Here is a 21604-nt window from a genome sequence, read left to right as displayed (position 1 = left end):
TTCAAAAGTCCTTGAGGATACTCAGTATTTTGGTCTTGGTTTCCACACGTATCGTTTCCCACTCACTGGAAGGCTCCTTCTTTCGCCGCTGAAGAAATTCGGCGACAGCCTCCTGAACGACACGCTGGGCCTCACTGGTGCCAACGGGAAGCGCGTCGTTGACCTCATCTTCGAAATAGGCCATGACCCGCTGTTCTTGGGCGGTCAACACTTCTCTGTTTTTGCGCTTGCTCAATAGATCGGCCACGCTTGCCAATTGCTTCTCCATTTCCGGCTGGTCAGTTGACATCAAATTGAAAAAATCGGACGTTAGCAACTGCTCGATCGTCAACCGGGAGGAGTCCGGTAGATCACTCAATTGCTCAATGCACGTGGCGTACTGAGTCTTTGCCCCGCCAGCCTTGGACCGACGTTGAACGACCACGACTTCTCCTTTCTGCATGCCGCGCAGACATAGGGGGTCATGGCTGGTGGCGATGAACGTGACCTTGGGCAAGGCCTTGCGCAACACATGCATGATCTGAATTTTCCAGCGCGGGTGCAGGTGCGCTTCGACTTCGTCGATTAACACCACAGCCTGGGCATGCTCAAGTCCTTGAAAACGTGGATGGACGCGACGGTCCATGAGCCGTTGCATGATGTCGCATACCATTGCCAGGATGGTTCTGTAGCCTGAGGACACATCATTGAGCGGTGTCCTGGTCACTACACCGGCGGGGACCGTCACGATCAGGCAGGATTTACCGTCGGGCGCTTTTTCGATGACTTTTATGTCGCCGTCCACAGACATGATGATTTTCAATGCACGGGCTACGTCATTGAAGTCTTCGCCTTCCAGCCCGAGCAGCCAGTGCTCCGGATTGGCCAGTAGGCGATCCGTCTCGAACAGGTTGATGATCGCATGATCGGCTTCATGAGCCGGAGGAGATCTTTTCTGGTATTGGCGAAAGGCGCCATAAGCGAACACTGGCGGTACATCATCCGGTCCATCCGGTCGAAAGACGTTGTCATCAATCCTCAAGACTTTGGCTTGCCCCTCGTCGAAACTCAAACGTACCTGTGCCGGGGTTTTAGAGGCCACGTCATCCGAGCCCAGTTGGGCTGGAGAAAGTACGAAGGAGCCAGGTGTCAGGTTCAAGGTGGCAGGTGTATCTGGATGGCTCAGAGCAAGCGCAATCGCTTCGAGAATCGAACTTTTTCCGGTGGCGTTTTCACCCAGTATCAGCAGTGCTGGCTGTAGAGTTTCATTGCTCAACTGCGATTCGGCGCTGAGTGTGCCGAGATTCAATTCGAGGTGCTCGATCGCCTTGAAATGCTGGAGTTCGATGGAATGCAAGGACGGGTATACCAGCGGCACAGGTGTCTTCTGCTGGTCTGGCGCAGTGCCCAGAACGCCATAGTCCGTTGGCGGTATGTTCAAGGTTTTACGGCCGAAGTCAGTTTCTTCAATCCACACCTGCAATTGTTCACGCGTCTGCTGATAGTCCCCGACTAAAAGCAGGGCTTTCAGTGTCTTTGCCACCCCGGAGCGGCCGGTAGGCATTGTCAGGCCAACCCTTTGTAACAAGTACAGCGCAATTCGCCGGCATTGCAGGTACCACAGGCCACCGAACTCAAGTTCGGCGAAGTCGAAATAGGTCTGAAAGGTAGCTTGGCGTAATCGCGGCAGGTGTTCACCAGACGCCAATAGTTCTTCACGGTACTGCCGAAGTCTGGCTTCCCGCAGTTCATTCAATTCTGGACGGTCCAGGCGAAAATTGGCGATTGTGATATCGCCCTCTTCAGACAGTGGCAGCAGCTCGCCATTAACGGAGGGGAAAAAGTGCTTTTCAAAACGCTGATCAACGCACGGATCAAGCAAAACGGCTGACTCGCGGTATGTGGAGAAGCGCCATGAACCGAGATTGTCATCGGCATACTGGCGCAATTGCTCAAGGTTCGGAATCGGAGCACGTTTGCCCTTTACCGGAAAGAACGAACGCTGACGCGGAATACACTTCAGACAGATGGGATAGATATTTTCCCAGGCATTGGCGAGCCAGACATAGTAGAGATGCGAGTCAATCCCTCCCATCGTAGAGGTTGCGGACGACGTTGGTCGAAATCGGTAGGGAAGTGGATGGTCCTTGCTTTCGCAAAATGCGCATTTCCATCGAAACATTTGTCCCAGCGCATCATAAACAGGGTTGAGCTGGTTCAGATTCAGTTCCAGGTCTTCCATGGGCACACGGGTTTGAGAGCGCTCCTGAGTGTCCAGACTGAAGAAATCCAGCAGTTGCTCTCTGGACTTCCTGAATTGCTCTTCGCGGAAAATGGAGGGAGGTACTTTGTTGCGTAAAAATCGTTGCATTGCTCATCTTCCCTGACACGGCGAAAAAAACCGCCACAGATCATCGCCAAACACAGGGTGCACGATATAGCATGGGGCCACTATCGAAAAGTCTGTGATGGTCCGCGAAGGCTGTCACGCGTCATTGGGGCATTCCTAATGTCCACGGCTTCAGGAATGGCTTGTTTCAAGCAATAACCTGGCACCCGCCCGTGTCGAGCCCTCGGGCTTTTGGAGAATCTGTACTTCAATGGACTGTGACCTTGATTCAAATCGACAAACCCGTAACCTTTCTGCTGCCATTTGATCGGTACAGCCTGACGCTCTCACACCGGCTGCTGGACAGCATGGGCGGTGTATCGCGTTTTTTGCTCAGAGCCATCGAACAGGAGCTGTCGCTCGCCGCACTGATAGAGGTAACGGCGCTTAGCGAGAGCGTGCTGCTTAATCAGCTGGCATACCTGCAGGCCCACCGGTATGTGCAAATAGAAGAGGGTGAAAATGGCCCGTTGCTGTGGCTGACGGCGCGGGGCACCTCTATCGTGCAAGTGGAGCACTTGCTTGAGGATTTCAGCCTCACGGTCTGGCTGGACGCTTTCACCCTTTCGCGTCACGCGGCGCACTTTGTGATGTTCGACTACGGTACGACACACCCACAGACATTACCTGCGAATGACGCCCCATCGACCGTTGTCACTCATGTGCCTCGTCGGACAGGTCGGGCAGGGCGCTCAAGGCTTTTTGATGATGCCAACCGCCTCAGAGGGCTGTTGGAGCAAGACGGTCTGAAGCAGTTGCTCGAGTATTGCTGGGGAGCCGATTGCGAGTTGATAACGAGCGAGCTTGAACACTGGGCGTTCGAGCTGGGCATGGATGAGGGTGAGCAAGCCGGGCTGCAGGTGCCGATCGAGTACGCGGCCGGGGAACTGCAATTGCGCCTGAAGACGTCCAATCATCATGGCAAGTCGGATGCACTGCCGTCGCTGACCTTGCCCGTGGTCGAAATTGCTCATGTGTTCAAGCCAATAGCGAATTTCCCGTGGACGGTCGAGCTACCGTCCACGCGTGTTCACCGGCTTGAATTGGTCAGTTCGGGCACCTTGAGCCATTTCACCACGGCTGCCGTTGTGGAGAGCGAGGACGCCAGACATGCCAGGCTGCCCATGTGTCTTGGTGACGGCCTGCCAAGTGAACTTGATTCGTTGACCGTTGCGCCTGGCCTCTGCGTAGAAACCAACGCCAGAATCCTGCAACTTTTGTGCTCAATGGATGAGGTGCAGTTGGCCCGTCATCTACAGCGCACCCCTGACGCGTTCACCCTGTCCCACAACCTCATGACCGAAGAAGCGGCGGAATTAGCGTGATTACTGTCGATGTGTTCGCGACCTTGTTTGACTGGGACGACAAAACCACGGAACGGGTCAAACGTACCAGTGGCGTCAGCCGCACCCTGTATACGATGGCGCGCACGGGTAAAGCCGCCAGTCCGTTGATTTTCGTCGAGGCGGGGCTGGCATTTCTGGATGCTTTGGGGGCTTACGCTGATTATCGTCAAGCCAAAAGCAAAACACAGGCACTGGAGGCCGAAGGTGAAGCTCTTCGCCGTGAGTTCAAGGAGCTTGAGAAGCAATTTCGCTTACAGGCCAAGGAGCGTGACCTGAAGTTCAGTGCGCAAATGAGCGCGTTGCGCAACCAGTTGGAGGCTCGTGACGTAACGCTGCACATCAGAGTGACGAACCTGGAGAACCTGGGACGGCATATCAAGCGTCTGGGTGATCACGTGTCTCGGGAGCGTTTGGCGGTGACACCCAATTGCGTGCCATTGTTGAAGCTGGAGCGCACCTATTATCTGTTGGTTGATGCGCAGCTCAGTGCAGCGCTTTCGCTGTTGGACGAGTGAGGACCCATCATGAAAAAGGCAAAACCGCAAAAGACGAACACTGCCGAAAAGGCAGGCGATAGCGAGAAGGTCACAATGAAAAAACTCGACCAAGTGGCCGATATCGCCAAAGCCGCCATTTCTGTGACCAGCAAGCTCGCCGATTGGGGCAAACAGACCTCGGTAACCAAAGCTTCCATTGAAGCTAGCAAGGCGCGCGTCAGCGCTGCCGAAGAGAAGACCAAGCAGGTGGCCTGGAACACCGTACAAAAGATGTCTGAAACTGACCGCCTGCGGCAGAAAGACGCCAACGAGCACGATCAGACAATGGCCAGGCTCCAGATGGAGCATGAACAGATGATGACGCTCGACCGTGAACGGGAGCGTGTTCTCGACAAAATTCTTGAACAGCCAGCCTCCCTGGACCAACTGGCGCACAGCTACCGAGCGCTCATTCCGCTTAAGCCTTGAGATCTACGACCTATGTACCAGTTTGTTGCTGCGGGGTTGTTCGTTCTGGGTGCGAGTGCCGTTGCCTGGTTTCTGGATCGTGAAACCGATGAAGAACGTGAGCTCCATGAAGAACTGAAGCAGCGCAATGCCCGGACGCGAAGTGATTTTCAGGCTACCAGCTGGGCAAACGCCATGGAGCAAGCTCGGGCCCACGAAAGTGCTGCGCTGCGGTACAAGGCCGAGAACCAGGATTATTGCAAAAAGTTTCGGGCGCGCCTGCAAGGCACGGCCCAGGAGTTCGACATTCTGGCGCAACGGCTGGCCAACGATCTGTCGGACGTATCAATCAGTCCCTACAGACGCAACGCACTGCGCCTGCTCAATGGGCGCCTGCAAGATACGCAGAACCGCCTGGCAGGTTTTTTCGCATACTGCGAATGGTATCTGCAGACATTAGACAAACTCGCTCAAAAGCAACAGTTCACTGAACTGATGAACATGGCACAGCCACAATCCCGGTTACCTGACGACTGGTTTTACGGCGGCAAGGTCGTTCTGGCATCGGTCTCAGAGATTGATAATGCATTCAACGCCTACGGGCAAAAGCTCGAACTGCGTGCGGAGAAGCAGGCCAACGTTTGGACCGATACGCAACAGCGCGCACTGATGATGCAGTACCCCGATCAGAATGCGGTGCCGGTGCAGATGTCAGGTAACGTCAAGCGGCCGAATTTCTTCAAAGCCTGCGTTTTTCGGGGGGCATTGCACGCGGAACACATATTGGAAAGTGTGCCGTGCACGGCTTTCATTGAAAGAGCGCAGACATCGCCACAATATGGCGACGGCTACCTCGTGCGTTGTTATCCAGGTTTCTGTTCTGTCGACAAGCAGCAGTCCGCAAACGGCGGTGTCGTCGCATTCTTGCCACGCAGCGAGTCGAGCTTCCCCGGAAAGAATTACCCGCGTGGTGATCGTATTGAAGTGTACGTTCATTACTACGACTTACTGCTGAGCAAAGGCCAAGTGACGGTCACTCAGCACCCGGAGTCGCTTCGCTACGGCGAACAGAGTGCAGCACCGGTGTTTATCCACGCGGACCGCGCTGTGTATGATCTTGAGGGGCTGGAACGCGAAAGTGGCAGTGCACAGTGGCAGTTGCGGGGCTCGGTCGAGATTGATGGCGAACTCATCGTCTCCCTGCAACTTGGGGCATGGCTGATCGAGGCCAAAGCCAGCTTCAAGGACTCTCAGTTGCACATTGTGAATGTGACGCGCACCGGTTTCGATAGCGTTGAGCTAGACGCTTTGCCTTGCCCGATGCGGTTGATTGACGTGAGATTCAAGGACAGCGTCTTCTTCGACGTCCTGCAGTTCGAAGCCTTCGTGACCTTTTGTCGTCAGCAGTCATTTTTCGCCGGCGACAGTCAGGCACGCAAGCAGGCTGGAAAGTTCTTCGAGCGTTGGAATGCAGTTACAGATTATCTGTTGGCTGAAACAGGGCATGCTGTATTTAACTTGAGTGATGTCACTGAAGTGGAAGAGCGAACGCTGGAGTGTTCCAGCAGTTCGAATCTGGTCGATGGCCTGCAGAAATTGATTGAAAAGGCTCGTAGTACGCCGCGGTTGTTCGTGGAGCAGCTGTGCCTGAGTGGCGATGGTGAAGAGCGCTGGTTGCAGGTCGCCGAGTTGCATGGGGTGCCAGAGGCCCGAGCTGCAAAACGTTACGAAATCTTCCATAAAGGGATGAAGCGCCCAGGCTCCGATAGCGGTTACGTCGATGTGCAGCCGTCGCAATACAGAATACGCTTTCCCAACCGGGGCGAGCTGGCAAATCTGGGTCGGCAGAAGATCGCGCTTCAGGGGTTCCTGGGTGGGCGCCTGATTAATCGAAACCTGCAGCAAATTCTGCTGATGCCTGCCCGCTATGTTCCACAACCCGACCCATTCTGGAATGAACGGGTCAATAGTGGCCTGAACTGGCGGGACCCCAATTGGCAGGGGGCTGACAAAGCGAAGGCCGCAAAAAAGGTGATCGAGGCGGCGCTCGTCGAATCCAATTTGTATCTGATACAAGGGCCTCCGGGTACAGGCAAGACCACGTGCATCGTCGAGTTGTTGCACCAGTTGTTCTGCGCCAGACCAGACTCCAGGATTCTGGTAGTTTCGCAACAGAACACTGCGGTGGATAACGCTCTCGATCGCTTCCTTGAACAGTTCCCGGGTTTCAGCTCCAACGTATTGCGCATTGGCAACGATGTAGAAAAGGTGCAAGTGGAAGTTCGGCCGCGCATGACCGAAAACGTTTTGATGGAGTACCTGCGCGAGCGTCAGCAGGACTACAGTCTGGCGAGCCTCGAGAACCCCGAAAAAGCCGATTGGATCGAAACCTGGATGGACCGTATCTATCATCCTTCAGACCGGGGACGTTCACAGTTCGATGATGAACTGGCTGAGCTCGTTGTCCAGGATCACGGCCTGATCGGTGCTACCTGCGTAGGATTGTCATCGCGACGTTACGGTATGGATCGACTTGCATTCGACATCTGCATCGTCGACGAAGGAGGCAGGGCAACGGTTCCCGAACTCTTGATTCCACTTATGCGCAGCCGTAAAGCAATCATTATCGGAGATCATTTCCAGCTCCCCCCGAGCATCGGCCGCGCCTTGCAAGAGGCTGAGGCAAAGTCGGTCTTGCCGTTTCTTGAGGAAACATTTCTCAAGACCAGCTTTTTCGAGCAGCTTTATGAAAACCTGCCAGCGGCCTGTTCCGGCAGACTTGTGGAACAGTTTCGCATGGTCGAACCCATCGGCGATCTGGTAGCGGACCTGTTCTACACCGCCAATGACGTAAGGGGGCTGCACAACGGCAAGGTGCACGAACGTAAGGATTTTCTCGACGCAGAACACTGCATGCGCTGGGTGGACGTCCCTCATGGCAAGGAAGAAAACGAAGGCACCAGCCTGTTCAATGAGGCGGAGTCCAAAGCGATAGTCGATTTCCTGAAAGCGTCGGCGCATAAACTGGCATCGCGCCGAGCGGAAGGCACCCAAAGCTTTACTACTAAATCCGTGGCAATCATCACACCCTATGGAGCCCAGAAACGCGTAATCAATAAAGATTTCGCAGCGCTTAGAAAGAGCTTGCCGCTTATTGACGACGTGTTTGAGGTAAAGATCGATACGGTGGACAGTTTCCAGGGAAGCGAAGCGGATATCGTGTTGTATTCAACTGTTCGTACTCAGGGGGGCATCCGCTTCCTGCTCGACCGTCAACGTTTGAATGTGGCGTGCTCACGAGCGCGGGAAAACCTCACATTCTTTGGCCACGCCCAGTTTCTGCTCAAGCAGGAGCGCGGCAAGAATGCACTGTTTAGCCTGATCATCAAACGCAGCGCTCGAGCCACGGCTTCGAATCCTTTTCAGGCGAATACTCACAAGAGCAAGGTGCCATTGAGTAGTTAGTGTTTCCTGATGCAGTAGCTGGACTGGACGGACCTGCTTTCGGATTGCTCCGGTCGCTTGGCAAAAGCGGCCCCTGCGTCGGTCGGCGACACCGTCCTGTTTGTCCGACTCAACAGCCGAACCCTGAGCCGACTTTCCAGATTGCGGACGGCATGAATAGCGGCGCCTAGAGACTATCCGGGCCCCCAAAAAACATTTTGACTGGGCTCTAGCACTGTGTTTTCAGGCAGATAAGTTTCAGATATGCCCCCAGGTTGCCCCTCGGTGTATCAGGTTCTTGGTGGAGATTTCCGACAGAAACCAGATGGATTCAGATGGCCTTCAGTAGTTCATAGGTTGAGGGTAAGCGACACGTTCCCCCCTGGAAACGGTGAAGTCATCGAAACGAAAGGTGGCAATCACTCCGGCCTGAAGGCTTGGAAAGCTCAGTACGGTCCGCTGTCGTGAAAAGCTGAGGTCCTCGAGCAGTACGGTATTGGATAGGGTAATTAGGGTTGCTCGCGAACCTCCATCCATTCGAAAAAATCTTCGGATGCAAAGCCGACGCTGCAGTTCGCGTCGAACCGCTCGTTGATTCTGATTAGAGTCATCCGCTGAGCTTCTTGTGCTGAGGTTGGGAAGAAAGCTCCACCAGGTTCGCTGTGCATGAAAAAATCGCCGAGCTTGGCTCCGCAGTTTTCGCAGTGATTCATCAGGTAACTGCTGCCTACCGTTTTGCTGTAGGCCTGCTTGAACTTGTTAGTGAAGTGACGGATCTGCTTCGTGACCCCGGCAGAGAGGCTGGCGATATTGGAGACCGTTCCGCGATACCCATGGCACTTCCATTCGCCGAGGTTGCTTGTGAGCGCGAAATCTTCGTCCTCATCCTCGTAGTAATCGAACTCTTCGTGTTGCTCGGGCAGCTTGAACGAAAACACGCGGGTCAAATTAGAACAGCCCCAGCAGTCGGACACTGACTCTATGATGTAGTAATACGGTGCTCTGACACTAAATTCAGGTCCGTGCTCGAGGTCTGCGTGCTCTGTTACGGGTAGCCATTGAGCCAAGGGGCCGATGTCGACACCCTCGGGGATGTACCAAGTCTTCAGGCCCGGGTCCCACTTGGCACCGAGTGATTTCGCTTCATCTTTTTCTGAGAAGGGGACTTTCAGATCAATCCTTGCCATTTCTGTATCCGTACGTATTGCTCATCAGTAAGCGTCAGATCCCATGCTAGAGCCTTCTAGCCTTGTTGGGGACCTTCGAGTTCTAAAAAAGAGCGACAAAGCAGGCTGATGGCGGGATGTGCTGCAATAGCCCGCTGGTCTGTCTTGGTCAGAGGTTAATTCATAACTGCGCTCAATGGTTGGGTCTTCAATCAGTCTGTATATATTGCCTGCTAACCGACTATGGCTGTTATCTGAGGTCGACCAAGTTTAGGCCTTAAAAGGAGGCCTATAACTCGGCTCAGGGCAGCAGCCAAGTGCTGTTTGGGGTGCTGGACCGGATGCCGACTGCCTGGCACTGCTCCAGAATCGGCAGAATGTAAGTGATATTGGTACGGCCCGGCTTGCCTTCTGCTCTGTAACGAGCCGCCTGGCAAAGTGGGCCGGCTTTTTCGTACGTATGGTTGGAGTTGATTTCCACAGCTTGTGCTTGGCCGAAATGACTGTTATCGGCGAGGTAGTCCAACGTTTGCTGGAAAGCTGCTCGAGTCAGCGCCAACTGCGAGTCTTCCAATCCGGTCTCAATCACAACGCGATTTGCATCAACAGTCGCGATACGGAAGCGGGCGCTACGCGACGGTGTTTGCAGTTCCTTGCCTTGCAGGCGGCTGATCAATGCCCAGAGAGTGTTGTCGACTTGAGTGATGTGCTGCATGGGATAGTTCCTTCGTTGCTGAACGGGCGCGAGCTTTAACCTGAATCGACTTATGGAATCTTGATCCCCAACGCATTCAGTGATGGTGTATCCATCCGGCCATTCACGGTCAGGCCACTGTCCATCTGAAAGGCCATCAAGGCCCCACGTGTTGCTTTGCCCATCACCCCGTCAATGGAGCCTTGGTAATACTGGCGCACCATAAGCGCGGTCTGCACACGGGTGACCAGGCTGCTTTTCTGCTCATTGGTCGCGCGACTCTTAGAAGTGCTCGAACTTGTCCCGCTGGTAGTGCCAGACGACTGATAAAGGCTGTTGCTGCCTGGAGGGCTGCTCGAAGCACTCGGCGCGCTGTAGCCTCGGGTACTGGTAGCGGGTGGGCTGTAGTAGCGAGGTGCGCTATAGCCACCCGAGCCGCTGTAGTGAGAACTGTGCGAGCTGTGGGACCGGTGAGAACTGTGCGAGCGATGCGCCGCATAGATGTTGATGGTGTCTGGCGCATTGAGCGTATCGGCAAATACCGGGGGCTGTAGCTTGTCGTTGGGTTGCCAGTTTGCATCGGCGAGTGGCAGATGGCCCGCCTGTGCCAGGGTGGTACCTGCTATTGGCAGCAGGCTGATCCCACTGATCAGGACTTTCCAGCGGTCGAGCAATTTCACTGTGCACTCCTTGCATAGGCGCTAAAGGCCTTGGTCGATAGCAGTTGTACGCCGCGGCTCTGCCAGCGGTCGGTGTGGGATTTGAAGAAGCCAGAGCAATGTTTGACGGCAGCGCATTGCTGGCAGGTATCGATGAACAGATTCTTCCAGTCCGAGATGCTCTGGCGGGCAAAACGCGAGAGGTGGGCCGGGATCAGGCACAGGGGCAAGTTGTAGATCGAAACCGGCACTCCGCGGTTGAACAGGAAATACACGGCCTGGCTCAACGACTCTTGATAGTCCAGCGGGTCAATCCACAGTTCTTCGTGGTTTTTCCTGGCCAGGCCGGTGCTTTCGATACCCATCAGCGCAACATGCCGCACGAAGGGCAGGTTCCTGAACACGTAGTGGGCGAGCTCTGGCAAGCGTGGCGTGGTCAGGCGATTGAGCACCACGCGTACCTCGATGATCTGGTGGGCACGCGCCAGATTGTAAAGACCTTGCAGGGTTTCGCTGAACGCGCCTGGAGCCTGCACTACATGGTCATGGTCTTCGGCATTGTCGGCATACAGCGGGATGCCCCAGCTCAACTGAGGGTGGCCGATTGCAGAGAGCGCTGCGATCCAGCTCGTGTCGTGGAACAGACGCCCGTTGCTGAGCACATGGATAGATTTCTGCGGCAAAACGGCTTTGCACTTGGCCAGGATTTCCAGCAGGCCGTCGCGATAAAGCGTTGGTTCTCCGCCGCTGATTCCCAGATTTTCCTCGCCCGGGTCCATCAGGTCGATCAGCCGTAGGTTCTCTTCGATGTGCCAACGGTCATCGATATCTTTGGGCGGCTGCGAGCACATCAGGCAGAGGCTGTTGCAACGATCGGTCATGAACAGCAGGTTGCTGTCTGAGCCTCGTCGATAGAGCACTCGCACCAACGCGTTGCCTGGTGTGATGGCAATGACATCGCCGGGCTGCACGACATCCGCATCTTTGGGGGTGTGCAGATGTGGCCGCGCGCTGTCGAAGTCGCCGATCAATGGCTCCGGGATCAGGAATCCACCCACTGGTAACGAGAGCAGATGCGGGCTCCGTAGCCGTTCTTCGTTTGGCAGCCAAAGCAGCAGGTCACCGAACTCAGCACTTCCGGCACAAACAGCCAGGCCTTGTTCGATGAACTCATCCAGAGTGATGACCTTGAGCAGTTTCGGCTCATTCAGGTTATGGATTTCGAAGTGGGTATCTTTTCGCAGCATCGCCTTCAGCCCTTGTACCCCGGGAACCGGACATCGCTGTAAGAGCGCCTGTTCAACCAAGACAGCAGCACCCTCTGCACGTTGTCGTCGCCATCGTAAAGCAGACCGAAAAGATGCTTCAGAAGCCCCATGTTCTTCTTACAAAAGCTGCTGAACACTCGGTGTCCGATCGGGTCAGCTTGGCGGGCATAGTGTTCGATGGGGTCAGCACCACAGTACGGGACAAGTGCGCAGTCGGAGCAGCCCGGCAGCGCTTCTGCTACACCACTGGCGAGCAACGCATTCATGACGGGCGATGCGAGTAATTCAGACAAGGGTTGCTGCACGGTGCCGAGCTTCAAGCCGTCTTCACCCATCTCCAGCAGCATTCGGGCTTCGTCCGAGGGATAGACGTAACCGTCATAGTTGTAAACCAGCGCCGCAGTGCCTGCGCCAGCAGGGGAGCGCAGGTCTACATAGCCGGAGGAGAAGGGTGTCAGGATATTCTTCAGCAACAGGCTTGTATAACTCTCTGAGAGGTATACGCCCTGTTGGTTGATATGCAGTAAATAGGCCAGTGCCTTCTTGTAGAAGGCCAGGTATTGTTCAATAGGGTAATCAAGTCGATGGGCACTCTTGGTGGCAAACCCATAAGGGCTCAGAGGCCGAAGCGAGATGCTGGAGAAGCGCTGGCTTACATACTCATCGATGATCGCTTCAGGTTGTTCGAGGCTTCTTGAGGTCAGCGTGGTCAGCGCGGAAACTGCATCATGGCCAAGGCGCTCACGGACCCACTGGATGCCTTTTACAGTGCGTTCGTAGGAGTCTCGTGACGGGGTAGGGCGGTTGGCATTGTGCAAGGGCGCCGGCCCATCGAGCGAGGTCGAAAACTGGATGCGATTTTGTTCTGCGAAGTCGAGTACTTCCTCCCTCAGGTGGTGCAACGTGGTGGTGATGACGAACTGGATATCCCGTTGTTCGACCACGTTCCGTTCAACGACCCATTCGACAATCTGGCGGACGCGCTCGAAGGCCAGAAGCGGCTCGCCACCCTGAAACTCCACAGTCAGGGCGGGAGCGTTCGATTCGAACAGGCGATCGACCGCCGCCTGCGCATCCGCTTCCGACAGATCGTGGCCGGATCCTCCCAGAGGGGCCCGTGACACCTGGCAGTACTGGCAGGTGTGGTTGCAGCGCAATGTAACCACGAACAAGTGCAGTGCAGGCCCCTGGAAGAGGAAGTCCTTGCGGCTGCGATACTGCGCTGCCATTTCCGGGAACGGGTCGTGGCAGCCTGGTTCGTAGATGAAGTGGCGGGCCAGCAGGTCCTTATAAAAAGGCGTACTTGCTTGAACGTCGAAGTAACTGAGGGCTCGTAATTGCGCGTCGTTCACGTGCATGTACTCACCGGTATCGGAGGTGAGCAGGATGTCACGGTCATGTCCCGTGTTCATGCGCATGAATCGAAAAGGCAGCAAGCGGTAGTGCTTGGCGTCTGTCGCAATCAGTGTCACTGGGAAATCCCACATCCAGCGAGCGCGGCTCGGGCCAGGACTTCGCGCAGCCCTGCTGTTTCGCGGTTGATATGGTCGCGTAGGGCGAAGTCGTTCAGATACTGGAGGATCAGCGAGTGAGCCTGCTCCGGGGAAAGCGTTAGCCTTGCTTCAGCGGGGTGGGCCGTGAGGCTTATCTGATTGGTTTCAATAGCGACCTGGATCGCGACAGTGTCGGCCAGGGAATAAGCGGCGCGTTGCACCACGCTGAGCGGGTAGGCTGCGCTGTCGAGTTTCAACGTGACTGGCCATGTCATCGGAACCGCTCCTTCAAATCCGTTGGAAACGTGTGGATTTTGCAGGTTGCCGAGGCATTATGCCATCATAATTTTTTACATTTGCACGCATTTGTCCAGCGTGGTGGGTGGTGCGCTCACTACGGCTCGGCCATTGATACGGGGTAGGGCCGAGGGTTCATATCTCCCTCAGTCTACCCATCCTAATCAATAGCCTGCTTGGCCTCAGGCTGGGGGCATCCTTTTCAAACCATCCAAAGCATGCCCTCAGATGTGCCCCCAATGTAGCAATCCACTGGAAGTGAATGGAGCTCCATGGGTTGTGGAAAGGCAGAAATGATCAGCCAAACAGCCTGCCCGGCGACGCCTAAAGACTCTCAGGGTCGCCAAAGAACATCTGAATCCGCGAACGCAACCAGCGCTCCCCAGGATCATTGTCCTGAGAACCCCGCCAGGCCATATGCAGTTCGAAGCTGCGCACCGGTATGGGCGGGTCTTCGGCGCGTACGCCACCGGCGGCGGTCAGCGCGTCGGCGGTGTAGTCGGGCACGGTGGCGATGATGTCGGTGCCCGACAACAGGGTGCTCAAGCCGTTGAACTGCGGCACGGCCAACACCACATGACGTTTACGGTCGAGTTTTGCCAGTTCTTCGTCGATGAAACCGCTCAAGTCACCGGCGAAGGAGACCAAGGCGTGGGGGCGGGCGCAGAATTCGTCCAGGGTCAGTCGTCCCGGCGCGGTGTCGGCGCGCAACACTTTGGGCATGCTGCGCCGCAAGACCTTGCGTTTGGCGTTGGCCGGGAGGTCGTCGGTGTAGCTGACGCCGATGGAGATTTCACCGGACGCCAGCAGGCCCGGCATCAGGATGTAGTTGACCCGGCGCACCACCAGCACAATGCCCGGCGCTTCAGCCCGCAGGCGTTTGAGCAGCATGGGCAGCAGGGCGAATTCGGCGTCGTCCGACAGGCCGATGCGAAACACCGAGGTGCTGGTGGCCGGGTCGAATTCCGCGGCGCGGCTGACTGCCGTGGAAATCGAATCCAGGGCCGGAGAGAGCAGGGCGAAGATCTCGACCGCCCGGGCCGATGGTTCCATGCTGCGGCCGGTGCGCACGAACAGCGGGTCATCGAACAGGCTGCGCAGGCGCGACAGTGCGGCGCTGATGGCCGGCTGGCCAAGAAACAGCTTCTCGGCCGCGCGAGTCACGCTGCGTTCATGCATCAACGTTTCGAACACGATCAACAGGTTCAGATCGACACGCCGCAGGTCATTACGATTCATCTGGGGTCCTGGCAGATTCGGTAAGCTTGACGTGAACGGCCATATGGGAACAATGGCCGGCATGAATCTTACGGGGAAAGGCTGGTACTCTGCACCGGCTAATTGAGTTTTCTTAGGTTAAGTCCTACAGGAGTGGTTGGTTTTTCTTGCTGCGGAATCAATGACAGGCATGTCGACTATTAATAGCCACTGATGGTCTTGGCTACAAAGCCCGGATAGAGTTCGTGGCATTAGAGGTTACTTTGACGAGGTTTGCGATGTCCCGCACGATCCGTTTTCACAAGTTTGGTGGTGCCGAGGTGCTCAAATGCGAAGAGCATGCGGCGGCTCTTCCTGCGCCAGGAGAAGTGCAGGTCCGCGTCGAAGCGATCGGCATCAGTTGGTACGACACCTTGTGGCGCCAGAACCTGGCGTCCTCCCAGGCACGCCTGCCTTCGGGCCTGGGCCATGAAATGGCCGGCGTGGTCACGGCCGTCGGCGACGGCATCGATGACTTGGCCGTGGGCGACAAGGTCGCCAGTTTTCCGGCCGAAAGCCCGAACGACTATCCGGTGTACGGTGAAGTCATCGTGCTGCCCCGCACCGCCCTGACCCGTTATCCCGATGTGCTCAGCCCGATCGAAGCCGCCGTGCACTACACGCCGCTGCTGATCGCCTATTTCGCCTACATGGACCTGGCGCGGGTCAAACCGGGGCAATTCGCCCTGGTCACCGATGCCAGTCATTGCGCCGGCCCGTCCTTTGTCCAGTTGGGCAAGGCCTTGGGAGTGCGGGTGATTGCGGCCACCAAGACGGCCGACGAGCGTGAATACCTGCTGTCGTTGGGCGCCGAAAAAGTCATCGTGACAGAAGAGCAGGATTTGCTGATGCAAATCAACAAGCTCACCGATAACCGTGGCGTCGACGTGGTATTCGACGGCCTTGGCGGGCCGCAGATGTCGCTATTGGGTGATGTGCTGGCGCCCCGTGGCAGCCTGGTGTTGTATGGCTTGCAGGGCGGCAACCAGACGCCGTTCCCGGCCTGCGCGGCGTTCCAGAAGAACATTCAGTTCTTCGTGCACTGCATCGGCAATTTTACCGGCAAGCCGGAACTGGGCATCGTCCAGGACCAGGTGGCATTGCAACGAGCGTTGCGCGATATCAATCAACTGACCGCCGATCGCGTGCTGTTGCCACTCAAGACTCGGGTCTTCCCGTTCTCCGAGTTTGTCGAAGCGCACCGGTACATGGGTGAATGCCCTTGCCGTGAACGCGTTGCCCTTCAGGTCGTCGACCCCGCCTGATACCTGTCTTGCGCAAGAGTCATCGCCGGGCTCTTGCGCTGTCTTCGATTCGATCTCCATCCCTCCTTTCCCACGCACTGGCAGCCTGACGGCGGTGCGTTCGTGCCTCGCAAGGCCCCTCCAGCAACCTGTCCCGGTTCGCTCGAAGCAGAAACGGTTTGCCGGTGAACATCTGAACTGGTTTTTGCCCTCAATCTGTATCTTCTAATCATTATTTAAGTCCTGATAATTGAACGCTGATTTCCATATCAAGGAAGAAGTCGTGGTGCGGTGTAACTTTTTCGAAGGCTTTCATCCTTCAAGGCACATTCAAGGTGCAACGAGCGTTAATTGGCAGGGGGCTATCTATCGATCCTGGAGAAAACAGGGTGGGGTGGAAGGTCAATTAAAGTTCGGCAAGTTCCTTATTTCTCGTACTCATTGTCTGTGGGACGTTGTCGGAATTCTCCTAGGACGTACCGCCAGCTCGGCAAGGCCCTGTATTTTCAAGGCCTGCAGCGGGGGTGCCCGGGAGCACGGGGTGACTTCCTGCGTATGTATCAAATAATTACGACAAGCAATGCTTGAGCGTATTGCTAATACTCTTTGAGTACTAGAACGATTCATTCAGACCAACACGTCGCGCGGTCACGTTGGTGCGGGTGCGGCGCCGATAGTTGAATTTCAGGTAAATGGCTATGAGTGCAATTCATGAGCAGGCAATGACTCACGTGTATCAACAGATACTGCAACGATTGTTGGGTTTTTATTCCCGGGCCGAACGGACCGCGTTGCAGCTTTTGATCCAGCGCTTGATTGTCGCCGCCGGAGGTATCGATCGGATTGGCGATTATCGTGTGTTGACGGTCCAGAACGGGAGCCGGGAGAGCTTTTATGTACTGACCGCTTTGCGGGCCGCCCAGTTGAGCATCGCGGGCCGGCATCCGGTGACCTTCGCCTTGCGCGTCGCCACGCCGCGCCTGAGCGAAACCACCCAGGCGACGCTGGAGAACATCCATCGCTGCTACAGCGCATTGTTTGTCTATGACGATCCCCGGGTCGAATTGCTGATGGCGGATAACCGCGAGGTGTTGCCGTTCAATCACCGGCAGCCCTTGTCGGTACCGGGTCACGAGGCCAATCGCATGGACCTGCTGGCCTTGGGGCACCTTCGCTCGGTCGACAGTCCCCTGGACATCGGGAGCGACGGTTACCTGGCGATGGCCGACTTCTATCGGCACATGGCCCGCTGGGAGTCTGGCGTGGATTCGATGGTCAGCAGCGATACGCCACGCCAGCAAAGACAGTTCATTTCAGGCCTGCGTCGCGCGGCCCGCAAAATCGGTCTGCCGACCGACAATATCGGTTGCTTCGACAGCCTCTTCGCGCACCTCGATACCTTGAGCAGTGATCTCTACGAGCATTTCTACGGTCCCGAACGCCTTGGTGCCTGGAAGCCCGAGGGGCATTTCGAGGCCTGCCGGCGGATGAGCCATATCGGCATCGACGACCTGATCGTCGACAGACTGGAGGGCACCAACTGGCCGCTTTTCAACGAATTCCTACGGGTACAGACCGATGGCCTCATGCCCTCGGCGATCGAAAACGAATACCTCAGCCCGCTGCTGTCGGCCCATTTGCATGGCCTGCTGGCCTGCTACGTGCAAGGGCGCAGCTACGAAACGGGTTACAGCGACTATGTGCAGCGGGCGATCATGATCATGCATCGCAAGCAACTGCCGGAACACGCCTGCGAGCAGGCTCGAGCGTTGTTCGGCTCACCTTCGGCGATTCCCGAGCGCCGCGCCTATGCGGCCCTCGAAGCGCAAAAGGTCCTGGGGCTCAGCGAAACGCAACTGGTGTGCATGCTGTTCGCGCCATTCGTGGGGCAGGGCGAGGGCCTGGAACACTTCCTGCGCTGTTGCCACCCCGGCATGCTGGTGGCGATGCCGGACCTGCACAAGGCCATGCAGGGCGCGACGGTCGCCGATCAGATCGCGCAATGGATGGTCGACGTCAGTGGCCTGCCCATCGATATCCTTGGCAAGCTGTACCGGGCGAGCATTACCGTGCCGGAACAACCGGAAGCGATGCCGGGAGCTGATCTGCAGCAGGCCCTTGACGACGTTGATACCGCAGAAGCCGGGCAGGCCGTCGATGAGCCGCACGAACGCTCGGCAAGGCACTGAGGAACGAGGCTTGATGGGCTCGTCTACCTCGTCCCTGGTCGTGATGCCCGGCGTTGTGACCTGGCCGACTGCAATCCGTTCTCCTGGCGTGATCCCATGAAAGGTTGCCGGGAGACAGACTTCGCCTACCAGGCGGTTTATCGCTACCTGACCACGCTGATCAACGAACTGGAGGTTGATGCGCGGGTGCGCCTGCCTTCGTTGCGGCAATTGGCCGAGCGTCTGAACGTGTCGATATCGACCATCCAGTACGCTTATTCGCTGCTGGAGAAGGAAGGGCGGGTCTACTCGATCGCCAAGTCCGGTTATTACGCGCTGCCGGCGCCCAGCATGACGACCCTGGATGGCGGGGACGATTTGCTCGAGACTTTGTACGTCAATGCCCGGCGCCCCGGCATGCTGGTACTCAGCGCGGACGAGCCGGCGTCGATGCAGCCGTTGGACAGCCCGATGCTGTTGCTCGAGCGCGAGCTGCTGCGCCAGTATCCACGTTCCTCGCAGACGCCCTCGCAACCCTGGGGCGAGTTGGAGCTGCGTACCGCGCTGGCGGCCCGCTACACCTCTTCGCCGGCCCGTTGCTGGAATGCCGATGACGTCTATATCGGTGCCGATCTGCGGGGTGTCCTGGAGATCCTGATCGCCGTGCTGGCACTCAGGGGCGCCACAGTACTGATCGAATCGCCCTGCGACTGGGCCGTGTTGCGCCTGCTGCAAGCCGCCGACATCAACATCATCGAGCTGCCACTGCTGGCCGGCGGGGAAGTCGACATCGAGCAGTTGGAGCCACTGCTGGAGAGCGAAACGGTGCGCCTGGTGATGCTCTCGTCAGTCCTGAACATGCCAACGGGCTCGCTGGTTCCTGAAGAGAACCGTCGCGCCATCGCCCACTTGCTGGAACGGCATGGCACCTGGGTGCTGGAGAACGACAGCCATACAGACCTGGCGTTCGAGGCCGGGGCGACGCCTTTTCGGGACTTGCTCGACCCGGACCGGTTGATCGTCTACTCCACGTTCGAGAAGACCATCGGCCCAGAGGCGCCATATGGCTACGTGTTGTCGCGCCAGATGACCCTGCACCTGCAACGACATTTCCTGTTGCGCGCGTTTCGTCTGTCGCCGATTCGCCAGAAAGCCATCGCCCGGCTGTACAGCAACGGTCGGATTGACCAGCATTTGCTGGTGTTGCGGCGCCTGCTGCGCGAAAGCGCGGTTTCGACCGCACAATTGCTGCGCGAGCGGCTGGGCGATAGCCTGCAATGGGCAGAACCCCAGGGTGGTGCGACGATCTGGATGCGCTCGACGCGACAGGTTGATTTGCGCCGGGTTTTCCATCGGCTGCTGGCCCAGCGAATCGTCATCGCACCGGGGGAGTTGTTCAGCCTTCATGGCCTGTACGGGCAACATATGCGCCTGACCCATACGCTCAATGGGCCCCAGGACCTGGATGCCGCACTCTGCGCGCTGGCCGACGCCCTGAGGCTTGAACAATCGTAATCGGCGGCGATGGATCGAACCCGTCGCGCCATGGTCGAACTGTCAGTAAACTGCACCCCATTTCCCGAGCCACTCCACTCAGAGGTTTTGCATGACAGTCAGTCCATTTGCGGGCAAGCCGGCACCGGCAGAGTTGTTGATCGATATCCCGCGACTGGTGACGGCCTACTACACCGGCCGACCCGATGCCTCGGTTGCGACCCAGCGCGTGGCTTTTGGCACCTCCGGCCACCGTGGCAGCTCCTTCGACCTGGGCTTTAACGAGTGGCACGTGTTGGCAATCAGCCAGGCGATCTGCCTGTACCGTGAAGCCCAGGGCATCAACGGGCCGTTGTTCGTCGGTATCGATACCCACGCGCTGTCGACCCCGGCGGGTGCCAGCGCACTGGAAGTCTTCGCGGCCAACGGTGTGACCGTCATGATCGCCGAGGGGGATGAATACACCCCGACGCCGGCGGTTTCCCACGCCATTCTCTGCTACAACCGTGGCCGCACCTCGGGCCTGGCGGACGGTATCGTCATCACGCCGTCCCACAACCCACCGCAAAGTGGCGGCTACAAGTACAACCCCACCAACGGCGGTCCGGCCGATACCCATATCACCAAGTGGATCGAAGCCAAGGCCAACGAACTGCTGGCCAACCAGCTCGCCGGCGTCAAACGAATCAGCTACGAGCAGGCCCTGAAAGCCGATACCACCCACCGTCACGACTATGTCAACACTTACGTGGCGGACCTGGTCAATGTCATCGATTTCGATGCCATCCGCAGCGCCGGGTTACACCTGGGCGTCGATCCGTTGGGCGGCGCGGGCGTGCGCTACTGGCCGGCCATTGCCGAGCATTACCGCCTGGACCTGGACGTGGTGAACACCCACGTGGATTCCACCTTCCGTTTCATGACCGTCGACTGGGATGGACAGATCCGCATGGACCCATCTTCCAGCCATGCCATGCAAGGGTTGATTGGCCTGAAGGAGCGCTTCGACGTGGCCTTCGCCTGCGATCCGGACCATGACCGCCATGGCATCGTGACGCCGTCCGGCGGCCTGTTGGCGCCGAACAATTACCTGGCGGTGTCCATCGACTACCTGTTCCAGAATCGCCCGCAATGGCGCGCCGATGCCGGCGTAGGCAAGACGGTGGTCAGCAGTGGCCTGATCGATCGCGTCGCCAAGCGCCTGGGGCGCCGGCTCTATGAAGTGCCGGTGGGCTTCAAGTGGTTTGCCGACGGCCTGTTCGATGGCTCCCTGGGTTTTGGCGGTGAGGAAAGCGCCGGTGCTTCGTTCTTGCGCAAGGACGGCGGCGTCTGGAGCACCGACAAGGACGGCCTGATTCCGGCGTTGTTGGCGGCTGAAATGACGGCGCGCACCGGTCGCGACCCGAGCCAGGCCTACCGCGCCTTGACCGACGAGTTGGGCGAACCGTTCTCGGTACGCGTCGATGCCAAGGCCAACCCACAACAGAAGGCCCTGTTGAGCAAGCTGTCGCCGGATCAGGTGACGTCTACCGAACTGGCGGGGGAGAAGATCCAGAGCATCCTCAGCCATGCACCGGGCAATGACCAGGCCATCGGCGGCCTGAAGGTCATGACCGAAAACGGCTGGTTCGCGGCGCGTCCGTCGGGTACCGAGGATATCTACAAGATCTACGCCGAAAGTTTCATTGGCGATGCGCACCTCAAGCAACTGGTGGCCGAGGCGCAAACGTTGGTGGATGGGGCGATCAGCAGCAAGTGATAC

General features: G+C 57.3%; 17 protein-coding genes and 1 pseudogene. 9 read left to right on the top strand and 9 right to left on the bottom strand.

Translation table 11 applies throughout. From position 1 onward, the window contains the following. Position 1: 1 nt before the first annotated feature. On the bottom strand, positions 2–2350 hold the full coding sequence (locus tag J4E53_RS04485) for an AAA family ATPase (RefSeq protein ID WP_047542076.1): 2349 nt from the start codon (positions 2348–2350) through the stop codon (positions 2–4). 242 nt (positions 2351–2592) lie between these two features. Between J4E53_RS04485 and J4E53_RS04480 the strand changes: the two genes are divergently transcribed. The 4 genes from J4E53_RS04480 to J4E53_RS04465 are packed head-to-tail and all read left to right on the top strand — an operon-like array spanning position 2593 to position 8123. Next, the gene (locus tag J4E53_RS04480) at positions 2593–3693 is read left to right on the top strand and encodes a hypothetical protein (RefSeq protein WP_103308111.1); all 1101 of its coding nucleotides are present in this window, start codon (positions 2593–2595) and stop codon (positions 3691–3693) included. Beyond that, on the top strand, positions 3690–4229 hold the full coding sequence (locus J4E53_RS04475) for a hypothetical protein (RefSeq protein WP_103308110.1): 540 nt from the start codon (positions 3690–3692) through the stop codon (positions 4227–4229). The genes J4E53_RS04480 and J4E53_RS04475 overlap by 4 nt, the downstream gene beginning before the upstream one ends. A gap of 9 nt (positions 4230–4238) precedes the next feature. Beyond that, on the top strand, positions 4239–4679 hold the full coding sequence (locus J4E53_RS04470) for a hypothetical protein (protein ID WP_047542070.1): 441 nt from the start codon (positions 4239–4241) through the stop codon (positions 4677–4679). A gap of 12 nt (positions 4680–4691) precedes the next feature. Further along, entirely contained in the window at positions 4692–8123 is a 3432-nt protein-coding gene (locus tag J4E53_RS04465; RefSeq protein WP_103308109.1) for an AAA domain-containing protein, read from the top strand. Here J4E53_RS04465 and J4E53_RS30970 read toward each other — a convergent pair. Beyond that, entirely contained in the window at positions 8120–8281 is a 162-nt protein-coding gene (locus tag J4E53_RS30970) for a LysR family transcriptional regulator (protein WP_371919204.1), read from the bottom strand. The genes J4E53_RS04465 and J4E53_RS30970 overlap by 4 nt on opposite strands. A 202-nt stretch (positions 8282–8483) precedes the next feature. Here J4E53_RS30970 and J4E53_RS04455 point away from each other — a divergent pair. Beyond that, a pseudogene (locus J4E53_RS04455) lies at positions 8484–8570 on the top strand (transcriptional regulator); the annotation flags it as partial. Positions 8571–8611: 41 nt separating this feature from the next. On the opposite strand, the gene J4E53_RS04450 reads toward J4E53_RS04455, so the two are convergent. The 7 genes from J4E53_RS04450 to J4E53_RS04420 all read right to left on the bottom strand — a co-directional run bounded on the left by J4E53_RS04450 (position 8612) and on the right by J4E53_RS04420 (position 14918). Next, positions 8612–9289, bottom strand: coding sequence for a DUF5710 domain-containing protein (locus J4E53_RS04450; RefSeq protein ID WP_103308108.1), 678 nt, complete (start codon positions 9287–9289; stop codon positions 8612–8614). A 280-nt stretch (positions 9290–9569) separates the two neighbouring features. After that, a complete protein-coding gene (locus J4E53_RS04445; RefSeq protein WP_103308107.1) occupies positions 9570–9983 on the bottom strand; it encodes a hypothetical protein in 414 nt (137 codons plus the stop codon). Between the two features lie 50 nt (positions 9984–10033). Then, the gene (hxsA, locus tag J4E53_RS04440) at positions 10034–10642 is read right to left on the bottom strand and encodes a His-Xaa-Ser repeat protein HxsA (RefSeq protein ID WP_047542064.1); all 609 of its coding nucleotides are present in this window, start codon (positions 10640–10642) and stop codon (positions 10034–10036) included. Then, a complete protein-coding gene (gene hxsC / locus J4E53_RS04435) occupies positions 10639–11868 on the bottom strand; it encodes a His-Xaa-Ser system radical SAM maturase HxsC (RefSeq protein WP_103308106.1) in 1230 nt (409 codons plus the stop codon). The genes hxsA and hxsC overlap by 4 nt, the downstream gene beginning before the upstream one ends. 5 nt (positions 11869–11873) lie before the next feature. Further along, positions 11874–13361, bottom strand: coding sequence for a His-Xaa-Ser system radical SAM maturase HxsB (hxsB, locus tag J4E53_RS04430; RefSeq protein WP_103308105.1), 1488 nt, complete (start codon positions 13359–13361; stop codon positions 11874–11876). After that, positions 13358–13657 carry a His-Xaa-Ser system protein HxsD gene (hxsD, locus tag J4E53_RS04425; protein ID WP_047542058.1) on the bottom strand — a complete coding sequence of 100 codons (300 nt, stop codon included), beginning with the start codon at positions 13655–13657 and terminating at the stop codon, positions 13358–13360. The genes hxsB and hxsD overlap by 4 nt, the downstream gene beginning before the upstream one ends. A 346-nt stretch (positions 13658–14003) precedes the next feature. After that, the gene (locus J4E53_RS04420) at positions 14004–14918 is read right to left on the bottom strand and encodes a LysR family transcriptional regulator (protein ID WP_014338228.1); all 915 of its coding nucleotides are present in this window, start codon (positions 14916–14918) and stop codon (positions 14004–14006) included. A gap of 257 nt (positions 14919–15175) precedes the next feature. On the opposite strand from J4E53_RS04420, the gene J4E53_RS04415 reads away from it, so the two are divergent. The 4 genes from J4E53_RS04415 (at position 15176) to pgm (ending at position 21601) form a co-directional block, all read left to right on the top strand. Beyond that, positions 15176–16201: a zinc-dependent alcohol dehydrogenase family protein gene (locus tag J4E53_RS04415; RefSeq protein WP_060742421.1), complete on the top strand. Its 1026-nt coding sequence runs from the start codon at positions 15176–15178 to the stop codon at positions 16199–16201. Between the two features lie 677 nt (positions 16202–16878). Then, entirely contained in the window at positions 16879–18369 is a 1491-nt protein-coding gene (locus tag J4E53_RS04410; RefSeq protein WP_103308104.1) for a hypothetical protein, read from the top strand. 96 nt (positions 18370–18465) lie between these two features. Then, complete coding sequence (locus J4E53_RS04405) at positions 18466–19863, top strand: PLP-dependent aminotransferase family protein (RefSeq protein ID WP_103308103.1); 1398 nt, start codon at positions 18466–18468, stop codon at positions 19861–19863. A 91-nt stretch (positions 19864–19954) separates the two neighbouring features. After that, the gene (gene pgm / locus J4E53_RS04400; protein WP_103308102.1) at positions 19955–21601 is read left to right on the top strand and encodes a phosphoglucomutase (alpha-D-glucose-1,6-bisphosphate-dependent); all 1647 of its coding nucleotides are present in this window, start codon (positions 19955–19957) and stop codon (positions 21599–21601) included. The last annotated feature ends 3 nt before the right edge of the window (positions 21602–21604 follow it).

The sequence above is a fragment of the Pseudomonas sp. FW305-28 genome (genome assembly GCF_017351395.1).
GTDB lineage: Bacteria > Pseudomonadota > Gammaproteobacteria > Pseudomonadales > Pseudomonadaceae > Aquipseudomonas > Aquipseudomonas fluorescens_AA.
Note: the sequence above shows the minus strand (reverse complement) of the source record. Positions and strands in the feature narration are given on the sequence as shown.